Origin of the sequence: Saccharothrix luteola (assembly GCF_020859565.1) — a bacterium.
In the GTDB taxonomy this organism is placed as follows: domain Bacteria; phylum Actinomycetota; class Actinomycetes; order Mycobacteriales; family Pseudonocardiaceae; genus Actinosynnema; species Actinosynnema luteola.
On the sequence record NZ_JAJHUO010000015.1, the window covers coordinates 231,168 to 251,041 of the forward strand.

Here is a 19,874-nt window from a genome sequence, read left to right on the forward strand (position 1 = left end):
GCGCTCGTCCGGCCTAGGGAAGAGAGGTGCCCGGTCGGGAGCAGGCCAAGAAGTCCACCCTCGACGCCTACCTGCGCGGCTGCGGTGTCACCGGCGACACCGAGCGACAGCTCTGGCTGCTCAAGTGGGACAAGCTGCTCGCCGACACCACGGCCCCCGCCCCACGCCCGGCGCCACCGCCCACGCCGGTCCCCGTCCAGACCGCGCTGCCCGATTGGCTGCTACCCCCACCGGCGCGACCGGCCCACCCACAGCCGAACTACCGGCACCTGCCCCACCCACAGCCCTCCACCCGACCCGAAGGGACCGAACACCCCCCGCACCAGCCGGCTCCCGCTGCCCGCACAACCAACCACCAAGGAGAAGCTCGGCAGAACCGGCCGAGAGGATGTCCGGATCAGAACCGCCGCTCTGCACAGGCGCACGGAGCCGCCGTGGAGGTCGCCGTGGTGGCGTACGGCGTGGGCCGAGTTCAACCGCGTCAGACCCGACCCGAGCCGCCGCAGCCGCTACGGCGACGTCGAGCCAATCAACGCTCTCCAGGACAACGGTCCCGCCGTCGACGTCCTAGCCGCCATGCAACCCGACATCGCCGCCGCGCTGTTGAGCAGCCTGCTCGACATGACCGCGGCGGACATCCTCAGCCGCATGACGGGGCAGGAGGCCAAGGAGATCATCGAGGCGACGGAGGCGCTGCACGGCGACGTCCAGCCCACACCGTCCGACCGGCGCCCCACGCCCGTCGTCCCGACAGATCCCCGCCGACCACGGGCGTCGTGACCGACGAGGAGAGCCGCGTCAGCATCGGAACTCCGCTGATCGGCCACAGCTGATCAGCACGCCGCAGCGCGGGAGCGGAACCAGCCAAACTCGCCGAGGACGGGCTGACGACGAAATCCGTTGTTCAGTGGCTTTGACGATGTCGCCTGGCGCTGTTCCCGAGTTACCGGTGATCGTTTCCCGCCTGGGATGCGGTCCGTGAACGGTCAGTGGCTCCGCCCGGACTGCCGTCGGTGGCGTGGTCGTCGAGTTGTTGTTGGACGCGTTGGGCGTCGGTATCGCGGCCTTGGTCGCGATAGAGCTGTATCGCCTCCTGCCACACCGTGCGGGCTTGGTCGTGTTGCCCAAGGGTGATGTGGGAGTGGCCGATGCTGTCGAGGGTGCTCGCGATCTGGTAGGTGTAGCCGAGTGCGCGGAACAGGGTGAGGGCCTGGTGATAGTGGTCGACGGCCTGTCGGTGGTCGCCGGTCCGGTGGGCGATAAACCCGAGGCTGTCCAGGGCTTCTGCTTCGCCGTCGGGGTAGTGGTGGTGTCGGAACAGGGTGAGGGCGGCGAGGCAGTGGTCGCGGGCGGTGTCGAACTCGCCCAGACGCGCGGCGAACCAGCCCACCGCGTTGAGCGCGGTGCCCTCCCACTCAGGATGGTCCGGTCGGTCGATGGTGCGGTACAGGTCCAGGGCGTGTCGGGCGTGGTCCAGTGCCCGTCGGTCGTCCCCCTGGCTCCCCCAGGTGAACGCGAGCACCTGATGGGTGTGTGCCTGTTCAGTGGGGTTGCGGTCACGCATGGCCAGGTCGAGGGCCTTGTCCAGGTGCCCGGTGGCCTGCTTGTGCAGGCGCAGCCGGGAACAGGCGTGACCGAGGAATCGATGGGCCCGGCTGCGTGCGGCGGGGTCGGACAGGCGTTCGGCGGCCTCAAGAGCCGCCTGCCATACGGCGAGCGCGTCGCGCCCGTGTCCGCGCCGGAAGAGGAAGGTCTCCAATGCCCAGGCGAGGTGCCAGACGACCTGGTGGCGGCCGAGGCGGGCGGCGGCGCGCTGAGTGGCCAGCAGGGTTGCATGCTCGGCCTCCAGCCAAGCCTCCGCGCCTGTCGTGTCGGGCAGTGGGTGGGGGTGGGCGCCGGGCACGGGCGGATGGAGGTGCAGAAGCAGGCGGTGAGGGTTCAAGAGGCGGTCGGCGGCGAAAGCGGTGTGCAGGTGGAAGTCCGTTATCCGGACCAGGGCCGCCTTCCGCACGTCATCGGGCAGGTCGTGGGCGGTGGTGACGGCGTAGTCGCGGACCAGGTCGTGCATCGCGTACCGCCCGCCTGGTCGCCGCTCGAGCAGGGACGCGTCTTCCAGCACCGTCAGCGCCTTGCGCGTGCGGGCGGGTGGAAGGCCGGCGAGGCAGGCGGCGGCGGGCAGGGTGGAGTCGGGGCCGGGAGCGATGCCCAGCAGCCCGAAGACGGTGCGGTGCTCGTCGGTAAGCCTGCGCAGGGACCAGGACAGCACGGTGGACAGGCTGGTGGCTGGATCGTCGTCGTCGAGCATGTCCAGGCCCAGCTCGCGCAGTTCGGTGGCGAACTCGGCCAACGGGATCTTCGGGCGTAGGGAGGCGTGGCGGGCCGTGATCGACAGGGCCAGCGGGTAGCGCCCGCATAGTGCGATCAGGTCGTCGGTGGCCTCGGGTTCTGCGGCCACTCGTGCGTTACCGAGGCGTTCGGTCAACAGGACACGGGCTTCGTCCCGGGAGAGAATGCCGAGTTGCACGTGGCGGGCGCCGTGCCGGTCGATCAGCGAGGCGAGTTTGGCTCGGCTGGTGACCAGTACGGTGCAGGTCGGGGTACCGGGCAACAGTGGGACGACCTGGTCGGCGGTGGCGGCGTTGTCCAGCACGATCAGCATCCGTCTGCCCGCTACCAGGCTGCGGTACAGCGCCGCCTGGGCGTCGAGGGCGGTCGGCAGGCGGCCGGGGTCGACGCCGAGCGCGTCGAGGAAGCCGCGCACCGCCGCCGCCGGGTGGAGGGGGTGGTCGTCGGGGCTGAAACCGCGCAGGTCGACGAACAACTGCCCGTCCGGGAAGCGGTCGGCATGGTGGTGCGCCCAGTGCAGCGCCAACCAGGTCTTGCCGATACCGCCGGCCCCGCCCAGCGCGGAGATCACCACCGCCGCCCCCGCGGCGGGGTCGATGCCGACGGGCGTCAGGACGCGGTCCAGCTCTGACAGGTGGTCGTCGCGGCCGACGAACGACGCCGGCGCCCCCGGTAACTGTCGGGGTGTCGCGCCATCGTCGTGGGGTGTGACCGGGTTCGCCAGCCGGTCGAGTACGGCCGGGTCGGAGGGGTAGGGGTGGTCGGGCAGGGCGATCCAGGCGGTGTCGCGGACCTCCTTCACCCGTACCGGCACCGGCCGGAAGGTCGCGGGGTCGAGCCCGGCGCAGTGGCGGACGACCTCGTCGAACAGCCAGCGTGACACGACCAGCGCGACAAGGCCCGGTGAGTCGGCGAGCGCCTGGCGCAACGGGGGCGCGTCCAGCAGCCGGAAGGCCGTGGTCACCGCGGTCGAGGTGACGCCGTGGCCGTCGAAGACCACTTCGCCACCGTGTACCGCTACCCGCAGCCGAGTGCGCTGGGCGGCCGGGCTGGTGTCGTTGTGCCCGCGCAACGCCTCCGCCAACGCCCCCGGTAACACCTCCACCAGCGGAGCCTTGGTGTAGCCCGGCGGGACCAGCACGAACACGCTGTCGCCGCGGTCCTCGTGGTAGCAGTCGTCCCACGGCACCCCGGCCGCGCGCAGGGCGTCGGCGATCACCCGGTACAGACCGGCCCGGGTGCCCACCTGGTGAGGCAGCGTCCGACGCGGATCCCCGAAACCCTCCACGTCCACCACGACGATCGTGCGATGGACGGCTTGACCGGAACCCGTCATCCCCACCCTCCAGACAGCATGCCGAGTTCGCCTGCCCGAGCTTGGTCTACCGCACGGCCGATTGCAGCCCTCTCCGGCCCGACACGCTTATCGCCCGGACGGCCGCACAGATCCACTCGCCCGGCCGAGCCCTCCCCTTCCGCATCAGGTCCCGCGGCTGGCTGCCTCGACACACTCAGGCCGTCTGCGCCGGCACCCAGCGTCGCCGGGCATACCGTCGGTTGAACCGGACCGATTCCGTCGTCAGTCCAGGACGCCCACGCGGTGGCCGGGCAGCACCATGTCGAGAACCACCCCGCCACCTGTCGCGCCGCCGCCCGGAACGAGGTGCACCGGCGTCCGCCGGACAGAACCTGTGCCGGTGTCACCGGTGGTCGACCGGCCGGACGCCGCGCGGTGCACGCGGTGGCCGAGGACGAACACCAGCGGCCGAGCCCGCAGGCCGAGGACGACGTCGACCACACGCGACCGCCGCCGTGCCCCGACCCGGCCGAGGCGCACGCGGCGCACGCGGCGCCCGACAACAGCCGCGCGGTGCACGCGGTGGCCGAGGCGCACCGGCGCGGGGCGGGCGCTGAGCCCGACCCTGCTGAGGCGCACGGTGGCAGCGGCGAACGGTGCGGTGCACGCGGCCACCAGCGCAGAGCGTGCCGTCCTATCTGCAACCGGCCCCGCGATCACCTAGGGTCGCCGCCCACCGAGCCCACGACGAACGCGGTGCACCCGAACACCGACACACCGGCGTGGATCAGCGGTGGACAAGACGTAGTGCCGGCCGCATCACGCGGTCCTCGTCGGTGAAGCTCACGCGGGCCCGAACGTCGACCAGACCGGCCAGCGCCGCATCCAGCCGCGCCAGCACGGCCGCAGTCTGTACAGTGCCACCACTCCCGATACCGTCATCGGCCGCCGCCCACCGCTTCAAAACCGCGCCGGCGTCGTCGATCACGGACGCCACCGCCTGGTAGCGGTGCACCAGCTCGGGCCGAGTCTCCGGGATCTCGCCCCCAGCCAGCGCGGCAAGACCACGGGCGGTGATCACCGCCACCGCCGGACGCACCGTGGAGTCCAACGCGACCAGTCCACGCCTGACGAACTCCGCCACGCACACCGACACGTCGACCTCACCGTCGGCGGCGGGTTTCCTGGCACGCAGCTCGGCACATGACACCGGTCGACCAAGATCGGTCAGCAAGTCCAGTACGGCACGATGCCTGGAGCCGAAACGGACACGTTCGGGGAGTACCGGAGTCACCCGCGTGATTGTCCACGACCGAGGACGACGTCGCCCGCCACCAGAACGGCGGCCGCCGTGCGCGGCCGCCGCGCACGGGCGCGGGCGCCGAGGACGTCGATCAGGACGACCTCGATCACGCGGCCGCCGAGGTCGAGGTGGACGCCCGTCGACCAGCACCAGCGCACGCCGAACACCAGGCCGCCGGCACACCGGTGTGGACCGAACGTGGACTTATGGTGGAGGGTCTGGAGTGTTCGGTGTTCGTCCTGACGGCTCTGCCTGCGGGGTCGGCCTGGTAGTCCCTCCCGGCCGAGGACAGGCCGAGATCCTGCTGCGTGTCCACCGCGACCAGGACGAGTTCCCCGTCGAACGAGCCGACGCGTGGTACGCCGAGCAGCTGCGCATCCGCACCCCGGGCTGCGCGGCGGTGCTGTGGCCCCACGCCTGCCTGCTCTACCTGCCCACCGGCCGGCGCGTCCGGGTGTCCCTGCCGCGCGGCAGGGGCGAGACCGCCTCGATGGTGCCCACCGTGCTGGTCGACTCCGTCCGCGACCCCGACATCCCCCGCGGCAGCGCCCCGCCGCCGGCGATCCCGCTGCGCCGCTTCGGCACCGACGACGTGCACTGGATCTACCCGGCCGCAGATCACGTCACCCCCGCCACCGCCTTCGACCAGACTGGCTGGCCCTACCCCGTCCGACCGCACCGTTCGTCGACACGTCCCGTCCGCAGCGAGGACCGACCTCGACCACGAGCTCGGCCGACGGCACGCCGACCGGATCCCCGCCCGCGTCCGCGGCCCGGGTGGTCAGGCGACCAGGCGGTCGGTGAGGTCCTGGGAGAAGTCGCTGAGCCCCAGGTTGTCGAGGGTGCCCTTGTGGCTGGTCATGTCGAGCCTAAGTCGGATGACCTTGTCGCCCTCGGCCAGCAGCGCGGTGCACACGTGGTGATCGCTCGCGGGGCGGATCAGGCAGTAGCCGTAGCGGTCGTCCACGAACGGCTTGGTGGGCCCCAGGTCCTGGCTGCTGTGGAAGAACTCGTCGGTCGCCTGCTGGCCGGGCTGGTACGCGACCTCGATGTCGCGGTGGCACGTGGAGACGGCGCGGGCCTGCTTGATCACATCCCTGCCGGAGATGCCCTGGTACACAACGCTGTACTGGGTGACCGTGACCTGCTGGGTGGGCGTGGAGCGGGTCCAGGTCGCGGTGATCCCGGCGAGCGCCTGACCGGCCGAGGCCAGCTCCGGGCACTCGACCAGCGCGGTCACGCCCTCCACCGGCGCGCCGCCGGACACCAGACCCTTGGCGGCGGTGACGTCCTCCGGCAACACCAACGGACGCGCCAGCGTCATCGGGTCCGGCGCGGCGCTGGAGGGCGGAGGCGTCTGCGCCCCAGCCGAACAGCCACCGACCAGCATCACGACGGCAGCGCAGAACATCACGAACCTCACAGAAACCCCCAAGCAGGCGAAGGGAGCGATCGTAGACGAGACGCTGCGCCGGATGCCCGAGGAGGGACGAGTCCGGCAACGCTTGGCCGAGGTGCTGGGCGCAGCCGAGCGGTGGGACGAAGCGCTGGAGGTCGTTCGCGACAGCAGGCGACGCTCGGACGAGTGGGGCGACGGCTGGCTGGCGGAGCGGTGTGCGGACGTGGGCGACATCGAGCAGTTGCGCGAGCTCGCGGCGAGCGGGATGCCCGAAGCCGTCTGCAACCTCGCCGCTCACACCATCGCCGCCGCGACCGCGCCGAGGCGGCCGTGGCGGCACTGGTGGCGTCCGGACACACACCGACCGAACGCCTGCTCGGCGTCCTGCTCGACCGGGGCGAGGTCGAGTTGGCGATCGAACTGGCCGGCTACGCCTTCACAGTCCGACCGATGGTGCGCATGTTGGTCTCGAGGAACAGGCAGGCCAGGGCTATCCGGTTCCTCCACGACGTCGCCACCAAGCCCCGGCTGCGGCCCGTGCACGTGGAGCACCGGATGCCGGTGGCAAACCTGCTGGCCGATGAAGGTCGCTGGCAGGAGGCCCTCGATCTGGCACGCGGCAAGTCCTGGGCCAAGGAGTGGATTCCGCGGCGGTTGGCCAAGGCGGGCAACGTGACGGTGCTGCGGAGAATGGCCGACACCGGACAGGTCGACGCCCGACGGGAGCTGTGTCCGTCGGCGGCGCGGGAGCGCGACCGCCGGGCGCCCCGGCCCGCACACTGGGGCACGGAACAGCGCGGCACGGACGCGCGGCGCGGGCGGGGAGGACGTCGTGGTCGATGCGTGGGTGGTCGTCGGCGCGGTGACCGGGTGCGTGGGCGCGGTGACCGGGATCGCGGCGTTGGGCGTCGGCCTGAAGTCCGCGCGGCCGCGCGGCGCGCGGCCGACAGCGCCGCCGAGGTCGCCCGGATCGCGAGCGACCTCGAACACCGCCAGCTGCGCCCCGAACTGCGTTGCACGTTCACCGTGCAGCACGGCGGACCGGGACGGCCCGGCTCCACCGCCCGCCTGGTCGTCGTGCTGGACGGGCCGCCCGACCTCGACGGGGTCGCCGTGGCGATCCGCGACGACCGGCCCGACCGCGCGCCGGTCACCGCGGGCGCGCCCACCGCCGCGGACATCGCCGCCACCGCCTGGGGACCGTGGCGGTTCCGGCCCGGCGTCGACGGCGCCACCCGGGACGGGCGCGTCGTGCCCGCCCGGCCGTTGCGCCACCGCGAGCCGCTCGCGTTCACGCTGGAGACCACGCCCGTCCCCCACTGGATGACCCCCAGGGACTGGGCGGACGCCCACGCCGACGCGCCACTGCGCCTGACCTTCACCTGTACCCGCGACGGCTACCGCCCGTGGGAACTGCACGAGGACGTCGACCCGCGACACACCACACCGACTGACCCACGTCGCCCACGTCCGGGCCCCGCCGCAACCGCGCGGTGGCGTGCCGGCGACCGGGGCGCACCGACGACGCCGAGTCCCGCCGGTGCGCCGGGTCGGGTTCAGGCGGTGTAGCGGGCAAGAGGATCGGGGTCGTCCAACACATTTTGTAGGGCCTCGCCGCGCGTGACATATGGATCTTGTGTGACCAGCGGATCTCCTCGTGTCTCACGACGGTGGCACCGTGATCAGGCTCGGTTCCCCGTGGCACTTCATCGGGCCGGTGTCCGAGTCCGCAGCGAATGGGGAGCGGGTCCGGCTCGATCGAAGACCGACAACTCACGTCGCGGCGCGTCCCGGCCCCGTAGGTGAGAACCGTGTGCTGGTGCTGAGGTGCAGTCCGCTGTTTTCAGCAGTGAGTCTCGGCCCCGTCCGGGCAGCGGGAGTTGGCTCCGAGTGCTGGGTGTCGGGGCTGAGCGTGCTGACCGGCTTGCAGGTTGGGCAGCGTGTTTTGGCCCCACCCTGGATGGGTGAACGGGTGTGCCGTCGGGCGCGGGTTGGGTGGCGGCAGGGTTAGCGTGTTTGGGCCCGGGTGTTCACGGCCCTCGCCCCCGACAGACGCGAGGACTCCGTGAGCAGCCGCGCCCTTTGCTGTCCGGGGTTGGCCGGTTGGTGTAGATGCCCGGTGCGGTGAGAAACGTCCGCTTGTGCCGGTGTGCGCTGGTCGCGGACCGGCTGGAACTATGAGTGCGTGACTGCGAGTGAGCCCGTCTCCGTTGATCTTGATGTCGATGAGGGGGCGGTCCTGCGTGCCGGACTGCTCGACTGGGGCGGTCCAGCGGCCCCTACTGACGCGCTTGCAGTGGCCATGGGTTTCTCGGACGCGGCGCGGCTGTCAACCGAGGCTTCGGCGCTGTGGCAGCAGTTCGAACGCACTGGGTCGTTGACCGTCGAGGATTGGCGCCGAGCGCTGCTGGCCGTCGAGATCGTGTTCGTCAGCGATGTCGTTGGCTCGGGGCTGGACTGGCGGTTCACCTCCGGTTTCAGTGACGCGCAGACGATTGAGATCGTGCGGCGTCTGCAACGCAAACTGCCGCGGTGGCGGGGCAGCGCCCAGTTCACACAAGGCGATGACGGACAGGTCAGCATCCTCGATCCCCACCGGCCACACCTCTGAGAACGTCCGCTCGAACCGGCAGGCCGTGCCCGGTGATGCAGGCTGCATCACCGGGCGAGAGGGTCAGGCGCCGAGGCGTTGCTGGGGCCTCCGAACCAAGATTCAGAGCTACACCACGCAACACTCATCTACGCAGCCTGGCCACCGGCCATGACGGAGGCGCACACGTGCACCGCGAAGAAGTCCGGACATGGCAAGAGCTCCATCGCGTCGACTTTCGAAGAGCGAGCGACACAGCGACTGAAACCGTTGTCGGGCTGGCCAAGCCGCGCACGCTTGCGCCGACACTGCGGTCCAGGACCGTTCGGATGGTATCGAACGAGACTGCGTGGCGGGGTCCGCCGTCCGGATCCACCGCAGACGACTTGCCGCCTTCTCGGACGTAGCGATGATCAACGCACGCAGGGCTCCAGCCGCAGTGCACGTCGAGCCTGACTGAAGCGGTCATACCTACGAGACTGGAGAGGATCGCAACATCGCCCCGAAGGGCGGTGTTTCAACTCGCTTGCCGGTTGAGGTTTCGGATGTAGCAACGTGGAGTCATGTCGTACCGGTGGCCGCCTCCAGTACCGCCAGCAAGACGTCTGCCGACAAGAGCCGCATGCTGCGAGCTGTGGCGAGCCAATGTGTTCGTTGGAGCGCCGCCGCCACCAACGGTACTGCGCCGTCCAAGTCGCCAGTGGCAGCTTTGGCCGCCGCCACGAAGCTCAGTTCCCAGCCCTGGGTGCCATCGGTGAGATGTTCGATAGCCTTGATCGCCGCGCCGAAGCGACCGCTCGCCACCAACGACCGCACGACGACTTTGACCATCTGATTTCGGTGATCGACGTCGCCTGCGGACCGGGCTATCTCCAGAGCTTCTTCGATCAAGTCCTCAGACGGTCGGTCTTCGGTTTCGGAACGGGCCAACCACAATGCAACGGTGTTTCGGCACCGTCGCATCGGGTCCGAGATCGCCCGGGTCGCAGCAGCGGCCCGCGTATGACGACCGGCCTTCGTCGACGCTACTGCCACGCTCCAGAGGGCTGAATCCCGCCGAGGGGCATCGGTCACCGAACGGGCGGCGTCGTCCGCTCTTGCGAGAAACGCGTCCGCATGGGCCGGATCGTCGGCTGCAATCGCTGCGTTCGCTGCAGCGAGAAAGGCCTCACAGCGCCGGTGGCGTTGCGTGATCAAGTTAAGCGTCGCGTTGGCGTCATCGGTTCTGCCTGCTTCGGCCATTGCTGCGAAGACCGACAGCAGGGCATCTTCGCCGGCATCGGGGTCAGTGGCGGATACGGATCGCGCGACGGCGGCGGCCTGGTCGAGCAGGTCGGAGCCGCGGTTCGCGTGTCCTGCCGCGATCATGGACCGGGCCACCGATACGAGTGCGCCGGCTTGTGCTCCCGGTGCGATGACGGCGTTCGCGACGGACAAGGCCTTATCATGAGCACCGGTCGCTACCAGCGCTCTGACAGTCGACACCAGGGCATGGTCGCGGCGGGTGACGTTGCCGATGGATTGGGCTGCGGCCAGCGCTTCAGTATGTTGTCCGGCATTGCCGAAGCCGCGCACCACGCTGGTCAACGCTCTGTCGCGCTGCGCCCTCGACACGATGTCGCGGGCAACGGACTCGGCTTCATCCAGCTGGCCCACGTGGACGAGCGACTCGACGAACACGTCGTCTTCGCTCCACCGAGAAGCGATCAAACGAGCAGTGGCCGCGGCTCGGCCCTGTTCACCGACCTCCGCCCATCGTTCGGCGATCTGGAGCAACGCCTCGTACTCCAGGTAGGACGCACCAATCAGACGGGTTACGGATTCTCCCATGTCAAGCAATCGCTTGGTCACGTCGTCGTCGGTTGCACCCACAAGCGTGTGCACGACGGCCGCCAAGGCGTCGTCGCGCTGTTCATCGTCGTCGATGGAGCGCGCCACGCCGATCGCCCGGTCGAGCACAGCGGTCGACCCGGGATGGCGAGCCAGGTCGAGTTCGCGTCCCACCTGGGCGAGTGCCTGGCTTTGCTTCGCCAGGTCGACGACGGATCGCGCCACGTCAACCGCCTCGTCGAGCAGCAGTTCCGCCGGTGTCCGGTTTCCGGAGCCGATCAGCGCTTCGGCCACCACAGCCAGGTTCCTGCTTCGCAGGTCCGGATCGGTGATCGACCGGACAACGGCGATCGACGATGCATGCTCCGAGGTCGTTTCCACCAAGTCCCGAACCAACGCGGAAAGGGCACGGTCACGCGCTCCCGTCTCGACGATCCGACCGATGACGTCGGTTGCCCGGCGATGATGCCCGGCCTGTTGCAGCACCATCGCGATCGATGAGTAGCCGTCGTCTCTCACACCCTGATCGTCGATCATATCGGCCACCTCGAGAGCATCGTCGTGATGACCTGCTCGCGCGGCGAGAAGCGCCACTGATGCCGACAGTATGTCCCGACGGTCGGCGCTCCGCTCCATTCTGATCAAAGCGATGGCCTCGGCGCGGCGTCCGGCCAACACGAACGATCTCGTCACCAAAGCGATGGCTTCACGACCGCGTTCCTCATCGAGAATCCCCAGGGCGGTTTCGCGTGCCTGCTCCAGCAACTCGTGGGCCGTCGTGGGCGTTGTGGATCTGATCAAAATGTCGGCGACCGCGGTCAACGCCGCTACCGCATGGTCGCTGCCGCGGGCCGATCGGGCCAGTCGCACTGCTTGATCGACGAAACCGGCTTCGGCCGCCGCAGTGGCGATCGACCGTTCCACCCTGCTGCGCAGAACAGGATCGTCGACCGAGCGTGCCAGCCCAACGGCCTGTTCGATGCGCCCGACTCTCGCGCAGGAGGCGGCCACCGTGGTGATCGCGACGAGCCGCCTCGCACTATCCACCACACCCAGAGCAAGGTGAGCTGCCTGGTCGACCACTTCATCACGTCGAACTGGTTGTCCTGTAAGGGCCTGTGCGACAGAGACCGCCGCCTCGATCCGCTCGTTGACGGCGGGAACCGACCAGACGAGCTCTACCGCGTCGTCCACGAGACCTTCTGCCAAGAGGACTTCCACGATCGATCGCGCTAGGCGACTCCGTTCAACGGCACCGCTCTCCGCGTGCATCAGTGCGACGGCATCGCGGTGTCGGCCTGTGGCGACCAGCACCTTCGCCACAGCCGTCAGCCCTGCGATTCGGCTGGTCGCGCCGACGATCGAGCGTGCCGCTTCGACAGCCTCGGTGACTCTGTTGGCGTTCGCCATCACGTCCACCACGGCGCCCAGTCCCCAATCCCGCTGATCGGCATCGGGCACCGCATCGAGAACCTCGCGCGCCTGCGCATAGTGGCCGATCTCTGCCAACGCCACCGCGACCGCCTCCAACGCCCAGCCGCGACCGTCGACGGCTACGTTCACGAACCGTGTCGCCTCGTCGAGCACGTCCAGCGCCCGATCGTGATCGCCCGCGTCGGTGAACGCCATGGCCACCAGGATCAACGCTGAGTTGCGCCGGTCCCCGTCGAGAACGGTCCGGCTAATCGTGAGGGCTTCCTCGATCAGGTCGACAGGTCGGTCGGCACCGGTCGCGGCCTGCACGCCCGCCAGTGACAGCAAAGCCTCGGCCCGCCGATCCGGCTCGGCCACCGACCGGGCCACCTCAACGGCCTGCCCGTAACGTCCTTCCTCAGCGAGGGCAAGGGCGAGGATTTGCAGTGCCCGTCCCCGCATCCCGGAAGTGCTGATCGACTGCGCGAGCGCGAGCGCGCGCTGGTCGTGCCCGAGTCTGGCCCACAGTGCCGGGACCAGCACCGGAATCCGTGTGTTCAGGTCGGCCAGACGATCGCGGTGCGCGGCCAGGCGACCCACCGCAGCCAGGTCGACCGGGCCGCGAGCCAGGTGCGCATCGATGGCAGCCGCAATCTGGGACACCGCGGTGTTGTCGCTGCCGGTGACAGCATGCAGGCGACGGTGACGTCGAGGATCCACACCCAGCGCCATCACGCGTTCGAGGTCGTCCGTGCCCAGCAGCATCGTCGGGTAACCGCGCAGCAGGTACTGAGGTGTGTCGGAAGGCCAGCCGCGGTCGCGGTAATCCTGCGCCCAGGCGTGCAGCCGCCCACGATAGGAATGCAACCGGCCGGGACCGAGCATGTCCACCGCGGTCACCTGCAGTTGCTCATGACCCAGGACGTACACCTCGGGCACGGGAGCAGACGATGGCGAACCGGGGCGTCGAGCGAAACTACGTCCCGCGACTGTCCGCAACCGCCGCCGCACCTGCCAAGGCTCCTGGTCGGTCAACGCGGCCAGGTCCACCGCCGTCAACCCGCCGCCCGCCGCAGTCAACAACCCCAGCACGTCCCGATCCGGCCCGGCGCCGTCCAACAGCCGCAGCAACTCATTCTCCATCTCGTCGCGCAGGACCCGAGCCCGCGCGGAGACGTCCAACACGCGCACGGTCCCCGGATCGCGCAACAAGTGCGAGGGATGGACGTCACCCGGTATCGGTGGATCCGGGCGACCGGCGACGATCACCCGCATCCCCGCAGGCAGTCGCAACGGCAAGAGACCCGCGATGCTGTGGGCGTCGGGCCCGGTCGTGACACCGCGGTCCTCGTCCAACCCGTCCACCACCAGCAGAAGACTCTCCCCGCGGGCATGCGAGGCATGAGCGGCTTCGTCGAGGAGCCCCAGAAGGTGGGGCTCGCGCGTCGCAGGTGTCAAGAACGGCGGCAGATCCTCGCCCAGAATCGTCAGCAACTGTTCCAGCACGTTGTCCACGAACGCGGTCCGATCGGACTGGCCCGCCAACCGTGCGGTCACGAAGAACGACACGACCCGCACACACGGTGGCGGGTGCAGCACGAACCACGACAACAAGGCGGACTTACCCGCCCACGGCCCTGCCTGCCACCACCGATACCCACCCGCCGTCGCCGGGTCGAGACAGAACGCCGCCAACTCGGCGAGTTCCTCCTCACGACCCTCCAGCCTGACCGGGGCGATGCGCTCCACCTGAAACCGATACCGAGTCCGCACCCGCGCCCCGGTACGCAGATTCACGTCACCGCCCGCCTGCACCACCACGCCGCCACCGACAACAGCCGCCGACTGCCCCATCACCCCCGCAACACCGGGACCGGGCACAGACAGCGAATCACCACACATTCCGCGATCCTGCACCCTCAGCCGTGAGGGCGTCACGCCACCACATCGACTGCCTGCCGAACCGGCCGCTCGGCGTACCGCATCAACTACGGCGAACATCGCAGCCGACCTGGCCGTCTCGCCACTGGGAAGGACTATTTGCACCCGGACGCACGACTGCCGTCCCAGACCAGGCTGCGGGAGGTATACGGCGCGGCGGCGGGCACCGCCAACGCGGCCACTGCCAAGCTGATCGCGGTCGGCTTGGCCTACGCAGAGCCCAGGGGCGGTCGCAGTGCCGCGCCGGACCAACCCTCGCCCGCCGCTGGACTGGGCCGATCGCGTGGTACTCGCCGCATTGGTGCGCCGACTGCCACGACTGCTGCGCGAGCACCGGTTGGTGACGCCGGGCACCATCCTGCGATGGCACCGACGCCTGGTCGCAAAGAAATGGACCTACCCCACCGGACCGGACACCCACCGGTCGACGGCACCGTCGTGGTGTTGATCGAGCGGATGGCGCGGGAGAACACCGGCTGGGGCTACCGCCGCATCCAGGGCGAGCTGCTCGAGCTCGGCCATCGGGTCGCCGCTTCGACCGTCCGCCGCGTGCTCAAGCGCCTGCGGATCCCACACACCCCGGCGCAACACCGACATCTCCTGGCGACGGTTCCTCCGCGCCCAGGCAGCCAGCTTATTGGCCTGCGACTTCTTCCAGGTCGACTGCGCCCTCACCCTCAAACGCGTGTACGTCTTCTTCCTGATGGAAGTCGCCACCCACTACGTCCACATCCTCGGCATCAGCACCAAACCCGACGGACCCTGAACCACCCAACAAGCCCGCAACCTGTTGCTGGACCTCGGCGACCGGGCAGACGGCTTCCGGTTCCTCATCCGCGACCGGGCCGGTCAGTTCACCGCCTCGTTCGACGCGGCCTTCTCCGACACCGGCATCCAGGTCGTGAAGATCCCACCACGGCGTCCGCGAACCAACGTCCAAGCCGAGCGGTTCGTCGGCACCGTCAGGCGAGAAGTCACCGACCGCCTGCTCATCATCACCGAACACCCACCTGCGGACAGTGCTGGACCGCTACGCCGCCCACTACACCACTGCCGCCCAACCGCAGGTCAAGACCGTGTGGCCGACTATTGGCACCCCACAGGTGCAGCGACCTTCGTACGTCCGCGAAGCCTACCCCGATGCTGCTTCCGAACCGGCGCATCGGCTCTGCGGGGTCGAAATGGGATCAGGCGTTCCTAGGCGATCAGGCTGAAACGGCCGTCGTCATGGCGCTGAAAGTACGCGGTGTAGCCGCCGGGGTTGCCTACGCGGTGCTTCGGCAGGAACACGCCGTAAGTCGCTGCCGCCCAGCCTGGGCATGCCTTCCGCACGTCGGAAGGACGAAAGCGTTCCGGTAGAAGTCCTTCAACCCTGGCTCGACGGATGTCTTCGACGAAGCGACTCACGACCGCAGAGTGGCACACCGTGGCGTCGGCGGCCATGCAGGGCACCGAGAGCAGTCCAGTCGACGACGGGGGCCGGAAGGCCGGTGCTGCGGGCGTCGTCAATGTTTGAGGTGATCACCGCCCGGCAGCGGTCACCGGCGCGAATCCCATACCGCCCGGATGGTTCGACACGCGGACTGACCGTCAATTCGACCAACGTGTTACGGAGTGTAAGGGCAATTGTTTCCAGGTAGGTCGACCGTCAAAATATGGGCCTGGTCCGGGGAGGTTTCCATCGCCTCATTATGGAGGAAGTCGATCAGCGCGTGCCGGCCCCGTCGTGGCGTCGGACGGCTCGGCGTCGTATCGGCCGGCCGCTGCGGGGAGCGGGTCGTGGACCGGGAGGACCGCGTGCAGGCAGAAGCCGCCTCCGGGTACGGGGCCGGCGGTGAACTGCCCGCCCAGGACGGCGAGGCGTTCACGCAAGCCGGTGAGCCCGTGGCCGGTCGACAGGTCGCGGCGGGGCGGGGAGGCGTCACGACCGTCGTCGGTGACCACGATCTCGATCCGGTCGGCGGTCCAGGTGAGGCGGACGTCCGCGGTCGTGCGGGGGCCGGAGTGCTTGGCGACGTTGGTCAGTGCCTCCTGCACCACCCGGTACACCGCGAGGCCCACGCTCGGCGCCACCGGCCGCGGCTCGCCGACCACGTGCAGCCGCACCGCAGGCCCCGTCGCGCCCACCGACTCGACCAGGTGCGGCACGCTGTCCACGCCCGGCAGGCGCTCGAACGCCTGGTCGGCGTTGTCGGTGCGCAGCACGTCGAGCATCCGGCGCAGCTCGCTCATCGCCTGCTCGCCGACCTCCTCGATGGTGCCGAACGCCCGCTCGGCCCGCACCGGGTCGTGCCCGAACATCCGCCGCCCGCCCGCCGCCTGCAGCACCATCACGGTGACCGAGTGCGACACGACGTCGTGCAGCTCGCGGGCGATCCGCGCGCGCTCCTCCGCCACGGCCTGCCGCGCCTCCCACTCACGTCGGGCCTCCAGCATCCCCGCATGCTCGCGGCTGGTGCGGATCCACCGACCGGCCGCCCACACCGCGAACGACTGCACCGCCATGTACGTGAACACGGCCGCCACCACCAGCACGGGCCGCGGGTTGGCGGAAGCGAGGTCGAGCACGGCTATCCAGGCCGCGTGGGCCTGTGCGGCGACCAGCACCACGACCGCGACCCTGGTCGGACGGTGCACGGCGACGGTGAACAGCGCCAGGTACAGCCCCACCATGGGCCAGAAGTCGAAGCCGCTCAGGAACTTGGCCAGAACTGAGTGCGCGAAGGCCACCGCGAACACGGTCGCCGGGGCCCGCCGCCGCAACAGGAGCACCACGAACTCGATCGCCACGTACGCGATCGAGAACCGCATCTGCTCCGGCGCGCGGTCCCCGGAGACCGCGTCCGAGTACAAGAGCACGTCCAGCGCGCAGGCCGACGCCGCCAGGGCGACATCGGTCACCACCGGCGGGATCGACCGCGCACCGGACGTCGCGCTCATCGCCTTCGGCTCATCACTTGCAGACCGGCACACCAGGCGGGCACACCTTCGACCGGAAGATCGTCTCCTCCGCGTCGTCCTGCTCGTAGCGGGGGTCGCTCTGCTGCTCGATCCACCAGGCCGAGTCGTCGAGCAGCTCGGGCGTGATGTCGACGTGCGCGCTCGACCCCGTCACGCCCACCGCCTCCAGCGCCGCCCACGCACGTCCCCCGTGCGCGGCGACCGCGTTCCGCACCGCACCGCTGGCAAGGCCGTTGCGCTGGTAGCTCGGGGCGTGTCTCGACGGGAACTCCAGATCGAGCGCGACCATCGTGGTGTCGTGCAGCTTCACGACGGTCACCCGGGTGGGCGCGATACGCTCGATCCTGCTACGGCCCAGCGGCAGCGGGAGCACCAGGACCTCGACCCGCGTGGTCCCGTCGACGAGGCCCGCCGGCGGTTCCGGAACCACGACGTAGCTCGGGGCCATCAGCAACCCTGGCGTCAGGTGGCCGTGCCGCGGCTCCTTGCGGAAGCCCGCGGCCTGGATCGACACGGCGAGGCCGGTAGGTGAAATGGGCATCGGATTTCTCCGTTGTCGGTTGGTTTCTGACACCGCCAAGGGAAGCCCTCTTCGGCCGCTACATCGTCCACCGCAGAACGGATGTCGAGCGTCCCCTCAGAGGTTTACCACTAACGGGTGGCCCAGTTCGATCGAGTGGTTGTCCAGCGCCCTTCAGGATCGTTCGGGCTCACTCGACCGGCTTTCGTTGGTCGCCCGGACGCCACTGAAACCCTCACCCTGGGTAGTGGCCATCGAAGTCCGATCACGGCGGGCACGCGCCGGCAGCGATGGTGGCCGTCAGCCCTTCCCGCACATCCGGCGCAGTGTCCGCTGCCGATCTGGGAAGCTCTGAATCGGTCTTGTTCCTGGTCGAGTGGACCCGGTACTCCAGGTGATGGGCGCGGGTAAGCGAGCACAGGGGGAACGGTGTCGGCGACGTTCGGGCTGCCCGGGGAGATCCGCACGCACGCCACCGGAAAGGCCGTCGACGTGGGCCACGCCCGGCAGCGGTACTCGCGCGGCCAGCTCAAATACCGCCCGGTCCCCGAGGCTTGACCAGCTCTTGTGGTCGGCAGTCCGGCAGCAGCGCCGACCCGTCCGCGCAGCGGGCGACGAAATCTGCAGCGCGCGAGCGCCACCGCCGTCGGCCCGACGCCGTGTCCCGGTACAGCCCCAGTGCCTCCATCCACGCCTGGGCCAGGTGTGGGCATGGCCCGGATCTGATTGTTCGGCTTGTCCCGCAGGCAGAAGCGACAGCAGCGGATCACCCACACGACCTGGATCGCGTCGGTGGCTCCGCGTCGGGCGCCGTCGGCGAAATAGCCGGCACGGTCCCGACAGATCACCTCGATGCCGGGTGCCGCGCCAACCATAAGGCTGAAGTTGTCCCCGAAGACCGGACACCGGATTTCATGCCACGAGGGTGAGCCCTTGACTGTAGCCGATGGGACTTCGTGCGGGGTGCGGTAGTCGAGTGTCGAATGTAGACGGTCGTGGTTGTAGTTAGCCGATATAGGCGAACAAGTCGCGTCGGGCGGCGTCACGGGTGGTCCCAGACGGTGGTGCCGATCTCGGGCTTGAGGGTGGCGAAGAACGACTCGGCGACGGCATTGTCGAAGCACGAACCGCTGCGGCCCATCGACGGCCGGATGCCGTGACCGGCGAGCGCGCAGCGGAACAGCCCGGAGCTGTACTGGGTGAGTTCAACCGGTCGATGCAACACCGGACTGTTGAAGTGAGCGTAGCTGCTCTTCGAAAACCTCGGCAGGGGTCTTCCAGTCGAGGATCTTGCGGGGCCGGTTGTTGATCGCCAGTGCGACAGCTTCGAGGTCTTCGGCGGACCAGCGGGAGAGGTCGGTGCCTTTGGGGAAGTACTGGCGCAGCAGCCCGTTGGTGTTCTCGTTCGTCGGCCGTTGCCAGGGCGAGTGCGGGTCGGCGAAGTACACCTTGGTCCCGGTCTCGAGCGCGAACTGGGCGTGTCCGGAGAGTTCCTTGCCGCGGTCCCAGGTGAGCGTCTTTCGTAGCTGCTCGGGCAGTTGCGTCATCGAGGCCGTGAGCGCGGCGTTCATCGCGACCGCGCCGTAGCCGCCCAGCGAGGGGCCGTTCTCCACCGGCGGCCTCTCGCCCCATCCCTCCAGGCGCGGCAGGTGCACCAGGAGTGTGGAACGGCTCGAGCGCTCGACGAGCGTGCTCCCTCGAGCCGATGCGGGCCCGGCAGTACCGCAGCACCAGCGGTCGGATACGACCGAGGAGTTCCTCGACCGCGCGCCGCTCGCCGGTCAACGCCGCGTCCACCAACTTGGCCTCGGACAGCAGGCGACTGGTCACCCGTTGGGCGGTCGCCACGGCCGCCGGTCGCGGTGTGGAGGGACCGTTGAGAACCACTGGTGTGCACCGACACCATCAACCCTCGCTGGGCCGGTACGCCGCTTCGGATGGAAGCTGCCTCGATCCGCGCCACCTCGATGATGTCCCGGGCGTTGCTCACCCGACTCGACATCCGCCGAGACCCCAGCTGAGCGGTACCTCAACGAGTACCACCACGCCACCTGACCTGGACGGATGACGTTTTCGGCAGGCACAATGCTCCAATACCACGACTGACTGCGCGAGATTACCGCTGTGCGAGCTCCACGATGACTAGGTGTATGAGGCCATGACGTTGGTGACGCCGGTGTGGAGCCGTGTGGCTGGTGGTCGGTTTCCGGCGGCGGTGTGGGGGCGATGGTAGTTGTAGTGCACGTTCCAGATCGTCAGGGCGTCGGTGCGTTG

Annotated in this window: 14 protein-coding genes and 2 pseudogenes; 3 read left to right on the top strand and 13 right to left on the bottom strand. The window is 69.4% G+C overall.

Annotation, left to right across the window (positions count from 1 at the left end; translation table 11 throughout):
* Positions 1-576 precede the first annotated feature (576 nt).
* Complete coding sequence (locus LNK82_RS22070; protein ID WP_230568933.1) at positions 577-780, top strand: hypothetical protein; 204 nt, start codon at positions 577-579, stop codon at positions 778-780.
* Between the two features lie 163 nt (positions 781-943).
* On the opposite strand, the gene LNK82_RS22075 is transcribed toward LNK82_RS22070, so the two are convergent.
* The 5 genes from LNK82_RS22075 to LNK82_RS22095 form a co-directional block, all read right to left on the bottom strand.
* Positions 944-3,592, bottom strand: coding sequence for an ATP-binding protein (locus tag LNK82_RS22075; RefSeq protein ID WP_308257249.1), 2,649 nt, complete (start codon positions 3,590-3,592; stop codon positions 944-946).
* Positions 3,593-3,925: 333 nt separating this feature from the next.
* Entirely contained in the window at positions 3,926-4,318 is a 393-nt protein-coding gene (locus tag LNK82_RS22080; protein WP_230568935.1) for a hypothetical protein, read from the bottom strand.
* A gap of 112 nt (positions 4,319-4,430) precedes the next feature.
* The gene (locus tag LNK82_RS22085; RefSeq protein ID WP_230568936.1) at positions 4,431-4,937 is read right to left on the bottom strand and encodes a hypothetical protein; all 507 of its coding nucleotides are present in this window, start codon (positions 4,935-4,937) and stop codon (positions 4,431-4,433) included.
* On the bottom strand, positions 4,934-5,104 hold the full coding sequence (locus LNK82_RS22090; protein WP_230568937.1) for a hypothetical protein: 171 nt from the start codon (positions 5,102-5,104) through the stop codon (positions 4,934-4,936). Before LNK82_RS22090 ends, LNK82_RS22085 begins: the two co-directional genes overlap by 4 nt.
* Positions 5,105-5,727: 623 nt before the next feature.
* A complete protein-coding gene (locus LNK82_RS22095) occupies positions 5,728-6,357 on the bottom strand; it encodes a hypothetical protein (RefSeq protein WP_230568938.1) in 630 nt (209 codons plus the stop codon).
* Between the two features lie 318 nt (positions 6,358-6,675).
* On the opposite strand from LNK82_RS22095, the gene LNK82_RS22100 reads away from it, so the two are divergent.
* Both LNK82_RS22100 and LNK82_RS22105 read left to right on the top strand, forming a co-directional pair.
* Entirely contained in the window at positions 6,676-7,914 is a 1,239-nt protein-coding gene (locus LNK82_RS22100; RefSeq protein WP_230568939.1) for a hypothetical protein, read from the top strand.
* Between the two features lie 616 nt (positions 7,915-8,530).
* The gene (locus LNK82_RS22105; RefSeq protein ID WP_230568940.1) at positions 8,531-8,956 is read left to right on the top strand and encodes a hypothetical protein; all 426 of its coding nucleotides are present in this window, start codon (positions 8,531-8,533) and stop codon (positions 8,954-8,956) included.
* A 540-nt stretch (positions 8,957-9,496) separates the two neighbouring features.
* Here LNK82_RS22105 and LNK82_RS22110 read toward each other — a convergent pair.
* The 8 genes and pseudogenes from LNK82_RS22110 to LNK82_RS22145 form a co-directional block, all read right to left on the bottom strand.
* A complete protein-coding gene (locus tag LNK82_RS22110; RefSeq protein WP_230568941.1) occupies positions 9,497-13,999 on the bottom strand; it encodes a P-loop NTPase family protein in 4,503 nt (1,500 codons plus the stop codon).
* Between the two features lie 754 nt (positions 14,000-14,753).
* On the bottom strand, positions 14,754-15,125 hold the full coding sequence (locus tag LNK82_RS22115; protein ID WP_230568942.1) for a hypothetical protein: 372 nt from the start codon (positions 15,123-15,125) through the stop codon (positions 14,754-14,756).
* Between the two features lie 191 nt (positions 15,126-15,316).
* Positions 15,317-15,562 (bottom strand): hypothetical protein, encoded by a 246-nt coding sequence (locus tag LNK82_RS22120; protein WP_230568943.1) that lies wholly within the window; start codon positions 15,560-15,562, stop codon positions 15,317-15,319.
* Between the two features lie 246 nt (positions 15,563-15,808).
* Entirely contained in the window at positions 15,809-17,059 is a 1,251-nt protein-coding gene (locus tag LNK82_RS22125; RefSeq protein WP_230568944.1) for a sensor histidine kinase, read from the bottom strand.
* A gap of 13 nt (positions 17,060-17,072) precedes the next feature.
* Positions 17,073-17,621 (bottom strand): hypothetical protein, encoded by a 549-nt coding sequence (locus LNK82_RS22130; protein WP_230568945.1) that lies wholly within the window; start codon positions 17,619-17,621, stop codon positions 17,073-17,075.
* A gap of 1,021 nt (positions 17,622-18,642) precedes the next feature.
* On the bottom strand, positions 18,643-18,822 hold the full coding sequence (locus LNK82_RS22135; protein WP_230568946.1) for a hypothetical protein: 180 nt from the start codon (positions 18,820-18,822) through the stop codon (positions 18,643-18,645).
* A pseudogene (locus tag LNK82_RS22140) lies at positions 18,806-19,291 on the bottom strand (IS30 family transposase); the annotation flags it as partial. The pseudogene LNK82_RS22140 and the gene LNK82_RS22135, both read right to left, overlap by 17 nt.
* A 451-nt stretch (positions 19,292-19,742) precedes the next feature.
* Positions 19,743-19,874, bottom strand: a pseudogene (locus tag LNK82_RS22145) (IS481 family transposase); the annotation flags it as partial.

Coding starts and splice junctions, on each gene's coding strand:
- LNK82_RS22070 (WP_230568933.1), top strand. CDS start 577: ATGCAACCCGACATCGCCGCCGCGCTGTTGAGCAGCCTGCTCGACATG.
- LNK82_RS22095 (WP_230568938.1), bottom strand. CDS start 6,357: ATGTTCTGCGCTGCCGTCGTGATGCTGGTCGGTGGCTGTTCGGCTGGG.
- LNK82_RS22120 (WP_230568943.1), bottom strand. CDS start 15,562: ATGGCCGCCGACGCCACGGTGTGCCACTCTGCGGTCGTGAGTCGCTTC.
- LNK82_RS22125 (WP_230568944.1), bottom strand. CDS start 17,059: ATGAGCGCGACGTCCGGTGCGCGGTCGATCCCGCCGGTGGTGACCGAT.
- LNK82_RS22130 (WP_230568945.1), bottom strand. CDS start 17,621: ATGCCCATTTCACCTACCGGCCTCGCCGTGTCGATCCAGGCCGCGGGC.